This window comes from Arthrobacter sp. U41, from assembly GCF_001750145.1.
Lineage (GTDB): Bacteria > Actinomycetota > Actinomycetes > Actinomycetales > Micrococcaceae > Arthrobacter.
The window spans coordinates 1227722-1243695 of the sequence record NZ_CP015732.1; the positions used below are offsets into that span (position 1 = coordinate 1227722).

Sequence of the window (15974 nt, forward strand, 5' to 3'; positions counted from 1 at the left end):
CGTCGCCACTACTGTGGGACCGTGAACTTCTTCCTTGCCGCCCTGGGCGTCCTCGGTGTGGCCTCCTCCGGGCCGCTTATTGCCGCCACCCTGGGGGCCACCTCGGTCAGTGCCCTGGCTATCGCCTTCTGGCGCAACGCGATCGGATCCGTCGTTATGGCCGGACCCGTGCTGGCTCGGAACCCGCGCCAGTTTGGCAGGGTGACGGGTAGGGAGTTTGGCTGGTCACTGGCGGCTGCGATCTCGCTGGCACTGCACTTCGCCTGCTTCATCACCTCGCTACAGTTGACCTCCGTCGCGGCGGCCACCGCCCTCGTCTGCCTACAGTCCGGCTGGATCGCCGTCTTCCAGCTTCTCCGGGGCGTCAGACACCGCTGGCCGGTCCTGGCCGGCCTGGGGATAGCCTTCGGCGGCGTTGTGGTGATTACGGGGTTCGACATGGGCAGCTCACCGGAGGCGCTGCTGGGTGACCTTCTGGCGGTGGCGGGCGGTGCACTCGCGGGCGTCTACACCCTGGCCGGGGGCAAGGCGCGCCAGACGATGGGGCTGGGTGTGTACACGACCCTCTGCTACGGGATGTGCGCGGCCGCCGTCGCGCTGCTTGCCCTGTTCTCACAGCAGCCGCTGGCAGGTTTCGAAGCAGCCGGCTGGCTTGGCATCCTGGCCATTACGGTATGCGCTCAGCTGATCGGGCATACCGCCTTCAACCACCTGCTGGCCACGATGAGTCCACTGCTGGTGTCGATGATTATCCTGCTGGAGATCCCCGGTGCCGCGCTGCTCGCGGCCGCATTCCTGTCCGAAACCCTCCCGGCCGGCACCTACGCCGGCCTGGCGCTGATCCTGGTGGGCCTGGCCGTGGTCGTCCTGGGGCAGCGGAGTTCCCGGTCCGTGCGGCGCGGGTCAGCCCCGCTGGCGGAGCTGGGGGCCGACTGACTTCCTAAGGCCGGCGCCGGCAGCGCTACTGGCCGCCGCGGCGGGCTGGCTGGGCCGTGTTGACGGTGTGGATCGCGCGGAGCAGCTTGGCCGGGAAGTAAACTGAGAAGAAGACGACCATGGGGGCCTTGAGCGCCATCTTTTTGACGTTGTGCGCCTTGTACGTGCGGTCGAAGCGCGTCACGTAGTAGCGGTAATCCCGGGGAGAATCTTCCAGCCGGCGGGCGGACATTCCGGAGACCATCTGGGGCCAGTACTGGATCCGGAGCTCGTGGTCGGCCAGGTGCAGGGACAAGTCGATGTCCTCGTGCATCTCGTCCTTCTCGTCCCGGCAGGTCTCGGTCCGGATGATTTCCCACGCCGACCGGCGCAGGGCCATGTTGGACCCAAAGAGAAAGTGATACTGGTGCTTGGCCAGTTTGAGCATCAGCTGGCGCATCTTGTCGTCGGCCTTCAGGCCGAACCGCCGCATCGGCATGTCGTAGTAGACCACCGGGCCGGTCGCGGCGTGCACGTTCTGGTCGCGGAAGGCCTTCTGAACCTGTTCAACCCAGTCGGGCTCGAGGACGGAATCGGCGTCGATCCGGCCAAGGATGTCCCCTGTGGCATGGTCGAGCCCGAAGTTGCGGGTGGGGATGAGGCCCTGGTCCCGATCCTGACTGAGCAGGATGATTGGACTCTCCGGATATTCCAATTGCATCTGCCGGACGATATCGGCAGTGCGGTCCTTCGACATGTTGTCCACGACGATGATCTCGTGCGCCGGGACAGACTGGTACACGGCAGCGATCAGGCACTGCCGGATGACGCTTTCCTCGTTGTAGGCCGGGATGACAATAGACACAGCAGGGGTCTGCACAGCATCGTATAAAGCATCCTCAGAGGATTTTTCGGGTGACATTCCCCCAAATTTAGCATCAACGGGGTTCCCCCGGCCCGCCGGCGGGCAATGCCCCGGCTACGAACTGGTAAACATCGCACGCAGCCACTGCACGCAAGCACTGAACGAAAAAAAGGGAGGAATCCCGCCGATGGCGGAATCCCTCCCTCGATGGCTGCTCGCGGGCAGCACCCAGGCTCTCTTAGAGGCCTGTGCTCTTGTCCGAGCCGTTGTTGCGGCTGGCGGCGATGTTGCGGACCGCAGTCTTGGCATCGGTGGCAACCTTGGCCGAAGCTTCCTGGCTGTCCTCGACAGCGTCGGTCGCCGCGTGCTTTGCGGTGTCCGCGGCGTCATCGGCGGACTTGGCAACGTCGGCCGAAGCGTCCGCTGCGGTGTCCGCGGCTGCAACCGTCGCTGCGCCGGCGTTGTCAGCGGCTTCCTTGACGGAATCCTTGACCTCGTTGACGGTGGTGGCCGGCACGGGCGCGGGCGTCACCGGAGCCGGCGTCTTCCACGGATCCTCGACCGGCTTGGAGGCCTTCCAGGCGGCGACACCGGCGGCCACGGCCGCGGCAATGACGCCGAAGATCAGCAGTCCGCGGTGCTTGGGCTTCTCCGGCTTGACCAGTTCGAGGCCGACGGCCTTGCCGGCCTGGTTGGCAGCGCCCTTGAGATGGCTTCCCGCCGTCTTCGCCTGCTCCTGGACGGCGTGGATAATCCCCACATCGCCGAGCCTCTGGGCAACCGCATCCACGTGGGCCGGAGCGCTCTCAAGCGTCCGGTGCACAGCATCGGAGGCGTGGCCGATCTGGTCCGAGAGCTTCGGCAGATACTCGACGACGACCCGGTCGCGTGCGTTGGCGATGACCGGCGTCGCCTTGTCCAGTGCCTCATGCAGGCGCGGGGTGGCGCCTTCGACGGCGTCGTGGATCTTCGGAGCGAGGTGTGCCAGTCCGTCCTGGATGCGCGGGGTTACCGTCGCAACACCGTCGGCGAGGTTGTAGGCCGCCGACTTGAGGCCTTCCTGGATCTTGGGAGAAGCGGTATCCAGACCCTGCTGCAGGCGCGGAACAGCCCAGTTCACTGCTGCTTCAACCCGCGGGGTGGCCCATTCCATGGCGTTCTCTACTCCGGTGCTGACTGACTGCTCCAGCTCCCGGGCAATACGATCCGTTTTCTTCACAACTACCTCCCGATTAATGTGACGGTTCTGCTGTTAGCCTACGTGTCCCAGACCTCACCGGCTATTCTTCAGGCCGATTTGGGCCGGATTTCACCCAGCGCGGAACTGGCGGACCGGCCCTGTGTGTGACGGGCTGTCATGGAAGAATAGGGCCCATGACTGCCATCGCAACTGCAAAAGCAACCATCCACACGAGCCTGGGCGACATTGTCGTCAACCTCTTTGGCAACCACGCCCCCAAGACGGTCGAGAACTTCGTCGGCCTGGCCACGGGCGAGAAAGCCTGGACGCATCCGGAATCCGGTGAGGACAAGACGGGTACGCCGCTGTATAACGGAACCATCTTCCACCGCATCATCAAGGACTTCATGATCCAGGCGGGCGACCCCCTGGGCCGGGGCGTCGGCGGACCGGGCTACAAGTTCGACGATGAAATCCACCCGGAGCTGACGTTCAACGAGCCGTACAAGCTGGCCATGGCCAACGCCGGCATCCAGATGGGCCGCGGCACCAACGGCTCGCAGTTCTTTATCACCACGATCCCGACCGGCTGGCTGCAGGGCAAGCACAGCATCTTCGGCGAGGTGGCCGATGAGGACTCGAAGAGGGTTGTCGACGCCATCGAGGGTGTCCGCACCGGGATGGGCGACCGCCCGGTCGAGGACGTCACCATCAACAGCATTGACGTAGAAAAGCTCTAAGCCCACAGCATGAGCTACGGACTTCCGGCGGCAGAGCCGTCCGCGCAGATCCCGGTGTGCCCACGGCACCCGGACCGGCCCGCCTATGTGCGCTGCCAGCGATGCGGGCGCCCTGCGTGCCCCGACTGCCAGCGGGCGGCCGCCGTCGGATTCCAATGCGTTGACTGTGTCAACGAAACAAAGCGCACCACCCCGGAGGTCAGGACCGTCTTCGGCGGTGCTGTGACCGCCGGCAAGCCCCTGGTCACCTTTTCCATCATCGGTCTCTGTGTCCTGGTTTTTGTTCTCCAGTGGCTGATCCCCAACGACAGGATCTACCAGGACCTGGCATTCGCCACCGTTTATGCCACCCCGGATTATGGGGTTTTCGAACCCTGGCGGATGGTGACGTCCGCCTTCCTCCATTCCCAGGGTTTCTTCCTCCATATCGTGCTCAACATGTACATGCTCTGGGTGTTTGGACAGGCACTCGAACCGCTGTTGGGACGAATCCGCTTCCTGGCGGTCTATTTGATCTCCGCCTTCGGCGGATCCGTCGGCTACCTCCTGCTGACGCCGGGCTACGTACCGGGTCAGCCGCTGAGCGGCGTTGTGGGTGCTTCGGGTGCCATTTTCGGGCTCTTCGGCGCCATGCTCGTAGTCCAGCGCCGCCGCGGCGGCGACACCAGGCAACTTTGGGTGCTGATCATCATCAACGGCGCCATCGGATTCGTGGTCCCCTCGATTGCCTGGCAGGCCCACCTTGGTGGCGCAGTCACCGGTGCACTGTGCGCCGCCGTCCTCGCTTACACCCCCCGCGGCCCGCGGCAGGGTCTGCTGCAGGCCGGTGGTCTGGTGCTGGTCATCGCCCTGCTGATCGCAGTCTCTGCCCTCAGGGTCGCCACCGCCTGACCCCGCTTCGCGTGGGTGTCTTGGCGCCCATTCGTCACAGGTGGCCGCTATGGGGCCTCCCGCGGCGGCCATCTGTGACGAACCGCTGAGCCCTGGGCGAGCCCCGGGGCTGCCACCCCTCCTCGACTTCCGGATAACCCGCCGCTGAGCCTAATCTGCGGCGGGTTCTTGCGTTCATCCCTGTTGGGAATCACGACGTTCCAGCCCAGTTGCCCGGCGCCGGAACGGTGCGCGGGTCCCTGGAACGGTGCGCGGGTCCCTGGAACCGATACTTTCCGCGGCTGCCTCGGTGTGGAGCCGGAAGGAACTGCGCGGGAACGTCGGGCCCTGCGCGGCATAGGCGGTTTTCCACAGCGTATTCCCCTTTTCCACAGCCCGCTCCGGCCCGGACGGGCCCTTTTACGCTGCCGCGACCGTTGCCCTCGGGCGGACGACGGGTCGTGCCGCAGGGCCTCTCAGAGTTTTCCACAGGGGTTATCCACACTGTTGGTAACTTACACGTCTGTAGTTCATCGACCGTCCCCGGATCTGAGGGCCACACCGGGCGATTCCGGTCCGGGACCCGGATAGATCTCCACAATTGTGGATAACTCCTGTGGCCGGCCCTGTGGTTAAGTGGACAACCCCGGGCCGACCTCCGCGGCCGGCCACCATGGGACGCCGGTCGGGTGCGCTGAACAGCAAAGACCGCACTCCCGCGCCGCAACGGACCCCGGATCAAATCTGATTTCAACAGGGTTATTCACAGTGTTAATAACTTGTCGCTCCAAGTAAACGGGCGGAATTGCCGCGATACAGGGCCCGCTACGTGCGAGAACCAACCCTGGAGCTGCGTTATCCCCACCTGTGGATAAGTTGTGGGTATTCGACTGTTGTTAAGTGGATAACTCCACCCGGGGCCGCGGCGAGCTGAAACTACGGTGGAGTCAGCGCCCCACGGTTGCCGGTTCAACGATCGGAAAGCATTGCCGGGAACTTATCCACAGGGAGTCCACACTGTTAATAACTAACGGGCCTGTCTTTCCGGGTGGACCTGGCTTCCCGCACTGGATTCTGATGGCCACAGTGCCCGGGGAAGGCGGTATGCAGGGGCCGGAGTCCGCAAATAGTTTTCAACATTGTGGATAACTTCGACCCGAGTTGTGCACACCGGCGGTCTCAGCGTGGCCAGACCCCCGAGCTGCCCCGGCGGTGGCTGTCCACCAGATGGGTGTCGATCATGCCGATCGCTTCCATCAGCGCGTACATCGTGGTGGGCCCGACAAAAGCGAAGCCCCGCTTCCGCAGTGCCTTGGACAGGGCAATCGACTCTGCCGAGGTGGTGGGGATTTCCGCGTGGCAGGTCGGCTCCGGCGTGGACTCCGGCTGGAAGGCCCAGACGAAGTCAACCAGCCCGGCGTCGTCCCTCAGGGCAACAGTGGCCTGGGCGTTGGTGATGGCGGCCCGGATCTTGAGCCGGTTGCGGACGATTCCGGTGTCGAGGAGCAGCCGGTCCACATCCGCCTCAGTGAACGCGGCGACCGTCTCGGGATGGAACCCGTGAAACGCGGTCCGGAACGCTGGCCTTTTCCGGAGAATGGTGGCCCAGGACAGCCCAGCCTGGGAGGCCTCGAGGCTGATGCGCTCGTAAAGGCCCTGCTCGTCCCGCACCGGCATTCCCCACTCGGTGTCGTAGTAAGCGCGCAGCATCGGATCCACAGCCGCCCAGGGGGGCCGGGCCAGGCCGTCGTCGCCAATTACCGAGCCGGTCACTGCCGGGGCCATGGGGATTCCTTCGCTCGATGATTTCGCTGTTCCAGCATTATCGGCCGGTTGGCGGCGCCGGCGTTAACGCGAAGGACCGGCACACAGGGTGTGCCGGTCCTTCGCTAGTGCCAGGAGGTTCAGGAACGCCAGCGGGTGGTCATCAGGAACCCGATGATGGCGATGCCAAAGCCGGCGACGATGTTTCCGGATCCCCAAGCGGCGACGGGAAGGGCGCCTTCGCTGATGTAGAAGGTGATAATCCACAGGAGGCCGAGGATCATCAGGCCGAACATCACCGGCTTGAACCAGACCGGGTTCGGCTTGTTCGCGCGCGGGGCGGAGGTCTGCGTCGTGGCGGGGGTGGTGCTTTTACGGCGCTTTGACTCGGGCACGGGTCCTCCTAGGCGGCTGGAACAAGGAGCTGGACCATGGCTTGATATCCTGCAAGAAGGAATACACCGGCGGTCAACGTGCTCTTGGTCCTGTTTGAGTTCTTATTCGGAGCCAATTCTAGCCGTAATTCAGGCCACGGGGGTGTCCGCCGCGAACGTCCGGGAGGCAGTGATGGTCCGGTTCCCTTTTTCCTGGATGGCAAAATCCACCCAGTTCACTGATTCAACGATTGGTTCAGCAAGGCACCCATGAGCACAACCAAAATCCTCGTCGTCGACAACTACGACAGCTTTGTGTACACCCTGGTGGGCTATCTCCAGGAACTGGGCGCGGAGACCACGGTGGTCCGCAACGACGACGTCACCCTGGCCGAGGCGATCGACCTGGCGGAAGCGCGCGACGGCGTACTCATCTCGCCGGGTCCCGGCAACCCCGCCGGCGCGGGGGTCTGCATCGAGTTGATCAAGTGGTGCGGAAGCCACAACAAACCGATGCTGGGTGTCTGCCTGGGACACCAGGCGCTGGCTGAGGCCTACGGCGGAACGGTCACGCATGCGCCGGAGCTGATGCACGGCAAGACCTCACTGGTGGAGCACCACGGCAACAGTGTGTTCGCCGGCCTGCCCTCCCCTTTCACCGCGACCCGCTACCACTCCCTTGCAGCCGTCCGCGAGAGCATCCCGGACGTCCTGGAGATCACCGCTGAGACGGGGACCGGGGTCGTCATGGGGCTTCAGCACCGCACAGCGCCGCTCTGCGGGGTGCAGTTCCACCCGGAATCCGTGCTGACCGAAGGCGGCTACCAGATGCTTGGGAACTGGCTTGAATCCCTCGGCATGGCCGGGGCGGCCCAGCGTGCAGCGGCGCTGAGCCCGCTCATCAAGCACTAGACCCGACCCGGCAAACTTAGCCGTCCTTATCGCTCTTCGTGGGCGTAGGGGTCGGCGTGGGGGTGGGAGTCGGTGTCGGCGGGGGCGGTGGAGCCTTGGCCACTGTGACCGTGACCGTCTTGCCCTGTTCCACCAGGGCATCCGCGGCGTCAGCCTGACCGGTGACCTTTCCAGGCTCCACCTGGGTGTTTTCGACTTCCGTGGCGTTTATGCCGAGGCCGAGCGCTTTCAGGGCGGCCTCAGCCTCGGCCAGCGGAAGCCCGACGAGCTGGGGAACCACCACCTTGCCGGTGGAGACGATGATTTCCACCGTGCTGCCCGCTGCCACGTTTTGGCCCGGCGCAGGGTTGGTCGTGATCACGATGCCGGCCGGGACCGTGGGGCTGTTGGCCATGGTGGTGCCGGGAGCCCCGGCGAGACCCTTCTGGCGCAGGACATCGCGGGCCGCGGCCTCCGTGCGCCCGGGCAGGTCCGCGGGGATGGTGATGACGCTCGGGCCCTCGGAGATGTTGAGCGTGATGTCCGAATTCGGGTCCAGTGAGGTCCCGGTAGCCGGGACGGTTCCGACGGCGAGGCCCTTGGCGATCGTCTCGTGCCGCATACGGCTGAGCTGGGGTTTCAGGCCGGCGTTGTAGAGCTTCTGGAGGGCTTCGGTCTCGGTCAGCGAAGTCACGGAAGGCACCAGGACCTTGGCTATGGGAGGCGGCGCCTGGTTCATCATGTTGTAGAGCCACAGACCGCCGCCGGCCAACACCAGCACCGTGACAATGACCAGCGCCGTGATCCACGTCCGGCGGCGCGACTTTTGCCGCGCGGTGTGCTCGCGTCCGGGAGGCAGGACCAGCGGCAGGCTGCCGGTGTCTTCGGCGCCGTAGGCCACACCTTGCGCCATCAGGGCGTTCTCGTCCCCGGATTCGGTCTCCTGCACCGGACGGAGCCGGCCTGTGGGGGCCTCATCGAGGAACTTCGCACCGGTCACGGGGAAGGCGGCCGTGGCCGCGTTGTCCGGCGTCGGTATCGTGTTATGGGGGTCAGTGGCAGCTTCGCTCGCCGCCGGAGCGGCGACGCCGACTCCGCTCCGCGCGGCCCGCAGGGCGCGGCGGAATGCGGCGGCATCCTGGAAGCGGTCCGCACGGTTCTTCTGCAGCGCCTTCATCAGAACGCTGTCCAGTGCCTCCGAGACGTCAGGATTCAAGCTGCTGGCCAGTTCGGGGATTTCGCGCACGTGCTGGTAGGCCACGGAAACGGGGCTGTCACCGATGAAGGGCGGGCGCCCGGTCAGCATCTCATACAGGAGGCAGCCTGCGGAGTAGAGGTCGCTGCGGGCGTCCACGGTCTCGCCGCGGGCCTGCTCCGGGGAAAGGTACTGGGCGGTCCCCACCACGGCCTGCGTCTGGGTCATGGTCGCTGCCGAGTCGGCCATGGCGCGGGCAATCCCGAAGTCCATGACCTTCACACTGTCGGTTTCCGGGCAGAACATCACATTGGCGGGTTTGATGTCGCGGTGCACGATCCCGGCCTTGTGGCTGTAGTCCAGAGCGGCGAGGACACCCAGGGTGAAATCGATCGCATGATCGATGCTGACTTCCTTGGCGCGAAGCAGATCCCGGATCGTTCTCCCGGAGACAAACTCCATCACGATGTACGGCACCCGAACGGTGTCCTCGTGGTCGCCGGGGACCGGGTGGTCACCGGTGTCATAGATGGCAACGATAGAGGGATGGTTCAGGGCGGCTACCGCCTGCGCCTCACGTTTGAACCGGGCCTGGAACTGCGGGTCCCGGGCCAGGTCCGGGCGCAACAGTTTGACAGCCACGGTGCGTCCCAGCCGGGTGTCGGTGCCGCGGAACACGTCGGCCATGCCGCCGCGGCCGATCAGCTCACCCAGCTCATAGCGTCCGCTGAGGACGCGCTGCGTGTTCACGGGGCCGCGGTCCTCCCGGTGCGATGGGGTGCGGGGTGAATCGGGCATGGTGGCCTACGTTCCCGTCGGGGTCGGCGTTGATTCCGCGGTCGCGGCCGGGGCCTTGGCAAGATGGTAGGTCACGAGGGAACCCGCGGCCACCTTGCTGCCGGAAGCGGGCTCGGAGCTGACAAAGGTGCCCGGTTCCTCGTTTTTGCTGGTCGGATTGACATCGGCCCCCTTCGCCCAGCGCAGGCCAGCATTCACGATGGCCTGCTGGACGGCAGCTTCGCTTGCACCGGACTGCAGCGTCGGGACCGAGACGGACTCCGGGGCCTTAGTGGGCTCCGGCCCCTTGGAGTACGTCACGGTGATGGTCTCGCCCCGTTCAACCGGGCCCGAGGGGTTGATGTCGAGGACCGTGCCCGCCGCGGAGGGATCAAAAACGGGATCTCCGCTGACTTTAAGGCCCATGCTGTTCAGCTCCGTGCGGACGACGTCGAACGCCCGGCCCTTGTAGGCGTCCGGGATCAGATTTATCGCAGCCGGTGTTGACTGGGTGGGTGTCGGGGAGCTGCTGGTGGGGCTGGCGCTCGTGGCGGTCGGCGAGGCGCTTGTGCTGCTCGGCGCCGCGCTGGTGACGGCGCTGCTGCTCGCGGGTGACTGCGGGAACAGGATTCCGGCCTGGGTCAGCATGACCCCGACCAGGGAGAACAGGACCAGCAGGATCAAGGCAATCAGCGGCCACGTCCAGGGGCTGCGGCCGCGGCGTTCTGGCTGGTTGGCCGGCTCGTCGTCGTAGTCGTCGTCCTCCTGGACCCAGTTGCGTTCCGCCGCGAGGGCGTCGGCGCGCGAGAGGGTGTTGCGGGCGCCGTACGCGCTGGCGGCAGCGGCTCCGGCTGCCAGCCCTGCCGCAGCGCCTGCCCCGGCGCCGACCACCGGCAGTGCCGAGGTGGCCGACGTCGTACGGTTCGCCGCGCTGATGACACCGGTCGGGGCAGTGTGGATGTCCACCGGAGCCGTGATGGGTCCGGTGGCTGCCTCGAAGAGGAGCATGCCCGGAACTGCGGCGTGCGCTGCGGCGATGTCGCCGTTGCGGATGGCTTCGGCGGCCTCGGAGAGTTTAAGCGCGTCGGCCGGGCGGTTCTTGGGGTCCTTGGCCAGCATGGACATCAGCAGGGCCCGGACCGGCTTCGGCAGGGTTTCCGGCAGCGGTGGCGGGGCGTCGTTGACCTGGGCCAGCGCGATGGCGATCTGGGACTCGCCGGAGAACGGGCGGTGTCCGGTGAGGCACTCGTAGCCGATCACACCCAGGGCATAGATATCCGAAGCGCCGGTAGCCAACTGGCCGGTGGCCTGCTCCGGAGCCAGGTACTGGGCGGTTCCCATCACCTGGCCGGTCTGGGTGAGCGGGACCTGGTCCGCAAGGCGGGCAATGCCGAAGTCCGTCACCTTAACGCGGCCGTCCGGGGTGATCAGCAGGTTGCCCGGCTTGATGTCGCGGTGGACCAGGCCTTGGGCATGGGCCACCGAGAGGGCACGCGCCGTCTGGGCGATCATGGAAAGGGTGCGGTCCGGGGAGAGCACCTGTTCGTGTTCGATGATGCTGCTCAACGGCTGGCCCGGAACCAGTTCCATCACGAGGTAGGCGGAACCGTCCTCCTCGCCGTAGTCAAAGACGTTGGCGATTCCCACGTGGTTCAGGAGCGCGGTGTGGCGGGCCTCGGCGCGGAACCGCTGGAGGAAACCGGGATCACCCGTGTACTCCTCCTTGAGCACCTTGATGGCCACGATCCGGCCAAGGATGAGGTCTTTGGCTTTCCAGACTTCCCCCATGCCACCGATCGCAATACGTGTGGTCAGCTGGAACCTGCCGCCGAGGGTGGTTCCTGATGAAGGCCTCACTTATTCAACACCGCCTCAAAAATCTTCTTCGCGTTCGGACTGGTTAGCTGTGCGCCGGTGGTGATGTCTACGCCTTCCATGACGATTGTGACAGCCACCTGCGGGTCATTCGCCGGGGCAAACCCGGTAAACCATGAGTTGTTCAGGCCGTCGCCGAGTTCCGCGGTGCCGGTCTTGCCGGCAACCCTGACGCCGGGCACGGCCGCGCCGCGGCCGATGCCCTCACTGACCACGCTGACCATCCACTCGTTGATCTGCCGGGCAATGTCGGGCGTGGTGGAGGTCTGCAGCACCTGGGGCTTCGGCTCGCTGATCGGCCGCAAGTCCGGGGACCGTACGGCCTTGATCAGGTTCGGCTGCATCTGCACTCCGCCGTTGGCGATTGCGGCCGTCATCTGGTTGATCTGCAGGGGGGTCGCCCGGACGTCCCGCTGGCCAATCGACGACTGGGCCAGGCTGGCGTCATCCAGCGGCTCTGTCGGGAAGAAACTCGGGGCCGAGTCCAGTTTCAGCTGGTCGCCGAAATCCTCGCCGAAACCGAACTTCTCCGCCTGGGCCGCAATGGCCTCCTGCCCCAGGTCCAAAGCGATACTGGCGAAGGGCGTGTTACAGGACTGCTGCAAGGCGAAGGCAAAACTTGCCGTGTCGCGGGTGTAGCAGTTGCCGCCGGCGTAGTTGGGCAGCTTGTACTGGATGCCGGGGAAGGACATCTCTGCCGGGTTGGGCAGGGTGCTGTCCTTGTTGTACTTTCCCGAGCTGAGGGCAGCGGCCGTGTCGATGAGCTTGAAGACCGAGCCCGGTGCCAGCAACGCGCCCGTGGGACCGCTGACGTTCTGGTTCAGGTTGATCCCGGGGACCTTGTTCAGGGCGGCGAAATTGGCGGCCTCTGCCACCGGGTCCTGGGTGGCGATCAGATTGGGGTCATAGGAGGGCTTGGACACCATGGCAATGATCGCACCGGTTTTCGGATTGGTCACCACGATCGATCCGCGCCGGCCGGCCGGAATCAGGTCGTAGGCAAGCTTCTGGATCCTCGGATCCAGCGTGAGTTCCACGGAGGCGCCCTTGGGCTGGTTGCCCAGGAAAAGCTGGCCGACACGGTCCAGGAACTGCTGGTCCGAGCTGCCCGCGAGCTCCTGGTTCATCGCCTTCTCCAGCCCGGTGACACCGTAGCTCCTGGAGAAATAGCCGGTGATCCCGGCGTAGGGCTCCGGCTGGGTGTAGGTGCGCTGGAACTTGCAGCTTTCTGCGGCCGCTACGGACTCTGCCACCGGGGTCCCGCCGACGATGATCGCGCCGCGGTCGTTGCAGTAATTCTGCAAGAGGGTGCGCTTGTTCCAGGCATTGGCCTCCAGCTCGTCCGCGCCGACCACCTGCACGTAGCTGAGGGCCCCGAAGATCAGCACAAACATCGCGATCGCGGCGATCCAGGCATTGCGGATGGCTTGGTTCACAGCGTCACCGACTCGGTCGGGGCGTCCGGACTGTTCCGTCCAGTGCCGGGCACGGCGGCCGGCTTCGAAGGCATGGCAGGAGTTACTTTCTGTGGGTCGGGTTCTCCACCCGGGGCCAGCGGTGTTGTGTCCACCGGGCCGCGGGCCGTGTGCGAGATCATCAGCAGGAGTCCGACGATGATCCAGTTGGCCAGCAGCGAGGAGCCGCCCGCGGCCAGGAACGGGGTGGTGAGGCCGGTGAGCGGAATAAGCCTGGTGACGCCGCCGATGACGACAAAGCACTGCAGTGCAATCGCGAAGGAGAGCCCGGTGGCCAGCAGTTTCCCAAACGCATCCCGCGTGCCGAGCGCCGCACGGAAGCCGCGGGTGAAGAGCAGAAGGTACATCAGGACGATCGCGAAGAGACCAATCAGCCCCAGTTCCTCACCGAAGGAGGCGATGATCATGTCGCTGTTGGCGAAGGGAACCAGATTGGGGCGTCCCTGGCCGAGGCCGGTTCCCACGAGGCCACCGTTGGCCATGCCAAACAGTCCTTCGACGATCTGCAGGCTGCCGCCGAAGGCCCGTCCGTAGACCTCGTCGGTGAAGGCGTTAATCCAGCCGTCAATCCGCAGGCCCACGTGGGAGAAGACCCGGGAGGCGACGAACCCGCCGGCGGCGATGAGGACGACGCCGATAATCACCCAGCTGATGCGGCTGGTGGCGACGTAGATCATCACAAGGAAGAGGCCGAAGAACAGGATTGAGGATCCCAGGTCGCGCTGGAAGATCAGCACGCCGATGCTCACGAGCCAGGCGGCGAGCATCGGACCCATGTCCTTGAACCGCGGGAATTGGAGGGGCCCGATTTTCCGGCCGGCCAGGAGGATGAGATCGCGGTTGGACGAAAGATACCCGGCAAAGAATATAGCGAGTGTGATCTTGGCGATTTCACCGGGCTGGAAGGTCATCGACCCGAATTTGATCCAGACCCGAGCGCCCAAAATTTCCCCGGCCGAGATACCGGGAACCAGTGGCAGGATCAGAAGCACTGCACTGACGGCCAGGGAGATGTAGGTGAAACGGCGGAGGATCCGGTGGTCCTTGAGGAACCAGATCACGGCAATCGAAACAGCCATGGCCACCAGGGTCCAGCGCAGCTGGTTGTTACCGGTGTCTTCCCCCACACGGTCCAGCCGGTGGATCATGGCGAGTCCCAGACCGTTCAGGGCCACCACGAGCGGAAGCATTACCGGGTCGGCATATTTCGCCCGGATGCGAAGCACAACGTGGAATGCGAGGGCGGCGGCGGCCAGCAGGCTCGACTGGAACCAGAAGTCTGCATCGAAAGCCTTCTGCTGGTCCACGCCGACCAGGGCGTTCGCACCAATGCCGACGGCAAGAGCCAGCACCAGCAGGGCCAGTTCAACGTTCCGTCGCGGTCTGGGCGTGGGATCGATGGGTGTCACTGGCCGACCTCGCAGGTGGGCGTCGGCATCGGGGAACCGGGGATTGCGGTTGCACCCGGACTGGCCGGGGCGCCGGGGGTTGCCGGGGTCGGGGACGCGGTGATGCATTCGTCCGCGGGGGCTGTGGTGCCGGTGCGCTCAAGGTTTTTGACGATCCGCTGGGCGTCATAGAGGTCCCGGGCCGGAACGGTCTGGCGCACCCGCTGCTGGGAAAATTCGGGGAGATCGGACATCCGGATATCGGTCACCGTTTCGAGGGTGGAAAGCTGGATGGGTCCCAGACGCTGTGAGACCCCGTTAAAGATGGCGACGTGCTGGTCCTGCTCGCCGATGTAGTACCGCGTCTGGGTCCAGGCGTAGCCGAGCCACAGACCCAGCGTCAGGAGTGCGATGATGGCCGCGGCGATGGCGACGGTCACCCAGCGGCGCGGCGGGCGGGCAGCCCGATCGTCGTCGGCTTCTTCCCTCGCCTGTTCAGCTTTATGGGTCAGCACGGTAGCGGCCCGGCGGGCCAGGGTGCGCCCCGCAATGGTGGGGATGGAACCCGTTTCCGCGGCGGAGGCGGCTGCGCCGACGAGTTCGTGGGGGCGGCTGGCCAGGTCCTCACGGAGCACCTCGGCGGAAAGATGCTCGCCAAGGTGCGGATCGGTGGAGGTTACAGGCTCCCCCTTGTCGGCGGCCCCGTCGGCCGGCTGGTCAACCGCTGCACCGGCGTCGTCGGGGTCCGGCTGTTCTTCGGGAGTTTTTGCTGCACCGAAGGTGCTTCCGGCCAGCCGGGCGGCGCTTTCTGAGACAACGGCGCTCACGGTGGACGTGGAGGCGGCCGGCACAATTTCGACCGCGGCGGTCCGGACGTCGTCGGTCGTCTGTTCGGCAATTTCCAGCATCACAACCGTGACGTTGTCCGGAGCCCCCGCCTCGAGGGTGAGGTCGACCAGCAGTTCCGCGCATTCGCGCAGGTCCGGGTTTTCCCGGACGGTGCGCTCCACCACGTGGCCGGCAACATAATTCAGACCGTCGGAACAAAGCAGCCAGCGCTCACCCGGCTCGACCTCAAGGGTCGCCAGGTCCAGTTCAGGGCTGGCATCGACGTCACCGAGGACCCGCATGAGGACGTTCTTGTGCGGATGGGTTTCCGCCTCTTCGGGGCGGAGCCGGCCTTCATCGATCAGGCGCTGCACGAACGTGTGGTCCACGCTGACCTGTTCGAATTTGCCGTTCCGGAGCCGGTAGGCGCGGGAGTCGCCAATGTGGGCGAAGTGCAGCTTGCCCTCGGCCAGCAGGAGGGCCGTGACCGTGGTGCCCATGCCGGCCAGCTTGGGGTTCATGTGGACAAGTTCGGAGAGCAGCGAATTGGCGGTCTGGATCTCGTCGGCCAGGACGGTGCCGGCGTCGCCCTCGTAGTCGTCCTTGTCCAGATGGATCATGTCCAGCACGGTGGCGGCCGAGGCGACATCGCCGCCGGCGTGGCCGCCCATACCGTCGGCGACGACGGCGAGGTGGCGGCCAACGTACGCGGAGTCGTCGTTCTTGGCGCGCACACGGCCGACGTCAGAACGCGCGGCATAGCGCATGATGAGCGGCCGCAGCGGGGCAGGTGTTTTGCCTTCGGCCCTGTCTGCGGGACGATCCGGGGCAGCCACG

13 protein-coding genes are annotated in these 15974 nt (G+C 65.5%); 4 read left to right on the plus strand and 9 right to left on the minus strand.

Annotation, left to right across the window (positions count from 1 at the left end):
- Positions 1-21: 21 nt before the first annotated feature.
- A complete protein-coding gene (locus ASPU41_RS05755; RefSeq protein WP_069952507.1) occupies positions 22-936 on the plus strand; it encodes a DMT family transporter in 915 nt (304 codons plus the stop codon).
- 25 nt (positions 937-961) lie between these two features.
- Here ASPU41_RS05755 and ASPU41_RS05760 read toward each other — a convergent pair whose 3' ends face one another.
- Both ASPU41_RS05760 and ASPU41_RS05765 read right to left on the minus strand, forming a co-directional pair.
- Positions 962-1837, minus strand: coding sequence for a glycosyltransferase (locus ASPU41_RS05760; RefSeq protein ID WP_069950116.1), 876 nt, complete (start codon positions 1835-1837; stop codon positions 962-964).
- Between the two features lie 181 nt (positions 1838-2018).
- Positions 2019-2999: a hypothetical protein gene (locus tag ASPU41_RS05765; RefSeq protein ID WP_069950117.1), complete on the minus strand. Its 981-nt coding sequence runs from the start codon at positions 2997-2999 to the stop codon at positions 2019-2021.
- A 155-nt stretch (positions 3000-3154) separates the two neighbouring features.
- On the opposite strand from ASPU41_RS05765, the gene ASPU41_RS05770 reads away from it, so the two are divergent.
- Together ASPU41_RS05770 and ASPU41_RS05775 are read left to right on the plus strand one after the other, a co-directional pair.
- Positions 3155-3700 carry a peptidylprolyl isomerase gene (locus ASPU41_RS05770; RefSeq protein WP_069950118.1) on the plus strand — a complete coding sequence of 182 codons (546 nt, stop codon included), beginning with the start codon at positions 3155-3157 and terminating at the stop codon, positions 3698-3700.
- Positions 3701-3709: 9 nt separating this feature from the next.
- The gene (locus ASPU41_RS05775; protein WP_069950119.1) at positions 3710-4591 is read left to right on the plus strand and encodes a rhomboid family intramembrane serine protease; all 882 of its coding nucleotides are present in this window, start codon (positions 3710-3712) and stop codon (positions 4589-4591) included.
- Between the two features lie 1158 nt (positions 4592-5749).
- Here the strand turns inward: ASPU41_RS05775 and ASPU41_RS05780 are convergent.
- Positions 5750-6355: a DNA-3-methyladenine glycosylase I gene (locus tag ASPU41_RS05780; RefSeq protein ID WP_069950120.1), complete on the minus strand. Its 606-nt coding sequence runs from the start codon at positions 6353-6355 to the stop codon at positions 5750-5752.
- Positions 6356-6474: 119 nt separating this feature from the next.
- On the minus strand, positions 6475-6729 hold the full coding sequence (locus ASPU41_RS05785; RefSeq protein ID WP_069950121.1) for a cell division protein CrgA: 255 nt from the start codon (positions 6727-6729) through the stop codon (positions 6475-6477).
- Between the two features lie 249 nt (positions 6730-6978).
- Between ASPU41_RS05785 and ASPU41_RS05790 the strand changes: the two genes are divergently transcribed.
- A complete protein-coding gene (locus ASPU41_RS05790; RefSeq protein WP_069950122.1) occupies positions 6979-7620 on the plus strand; it encodes an aminodeoxychorismate/anthranilate synthase component II in 642 nt (213 codons plus the stop codon).
- 16 nt (positions 7621-7636) lie between these two features.
- Here the strand turns inward: ASPU41_RS05790 and pknB are convergent, their stop codons facing one another.
- From pknB to ASPU41_RS05815, 5 genes are read right to left on the minus strand one after another with little or no spacing between them, the layout of a single operon-like run.
- Positions 7637-9592 carry a Stk1 family PASTA domain-containing Ser/Thr kinase gene (pknB, locus tag ASPU41_RS05795; protein ID WP_069950123.1) on the minus strand — a complete coding sequence of 652 codons (1956 nt, stop codon included), beginning with the start codon at positions 9590-9592 and terminating at the stop codon, positions 7637-7639.
- 6 nt (positions 9593-9598) lie between these two features.
- The gene (locus ASPU41_RS05800; protein WP_069950124.1) at positions 9599-11428 is read right to left on the minus strand and encodes a protein kinase domain-containing protein; all 1830 of its coding nucleotides are present in this window, start codon (positions 11426-11428) and stop codon (positions 9599-9601) included.
- Positions 11425-12882 carry a peptidoglycan D,D-transpeptidase FtsI family protein gene (locus tag ASPU41_RS05805; protein WP_069950125.1) on the minus strand — a complete coding sequence of 486 codons (1458 nt, stop codon included), beginning with the start codon at positions 12880-12882 and terminating at the stop codon, positions 11425-11427. The genes ASPU41_RS05800 and ASPU41_RS05805 overlap by 4 nt, the downstream gene beginning before the upstream one ends.
- Entirely contained in the window at positions 12879-14330 is a 1452-nt protein-coding gene (locus ASPU41_RS05810; RefSeq protein ID WP_069950126.1) for an FtsW/RodA/SpoVE family cell cycle protein, read from the minus strand. The genes ASPU41_RS05805 and ASPU41_RS05810 overlap by 4 nt, the downstream gene beginning before the upstream one ends.
- Positions 14327-15973: a PP2C family protein-serine/threonine phosphatase gene (locus tag ASPU41_RS05815; protein WP_069950127.1), complete on the minus strand. Its 1647-nt coding sequence runs from the start codon at positions 15971-15973 to the stop codon at positions 14327-14329. The genes ASPU41_RS05810 and ASPU41_RS05815 overlap by 4 nt, the downstream gene beginning before the upstream one ends.
- Position 15974 lies beyond the last annotated feature (1 nt).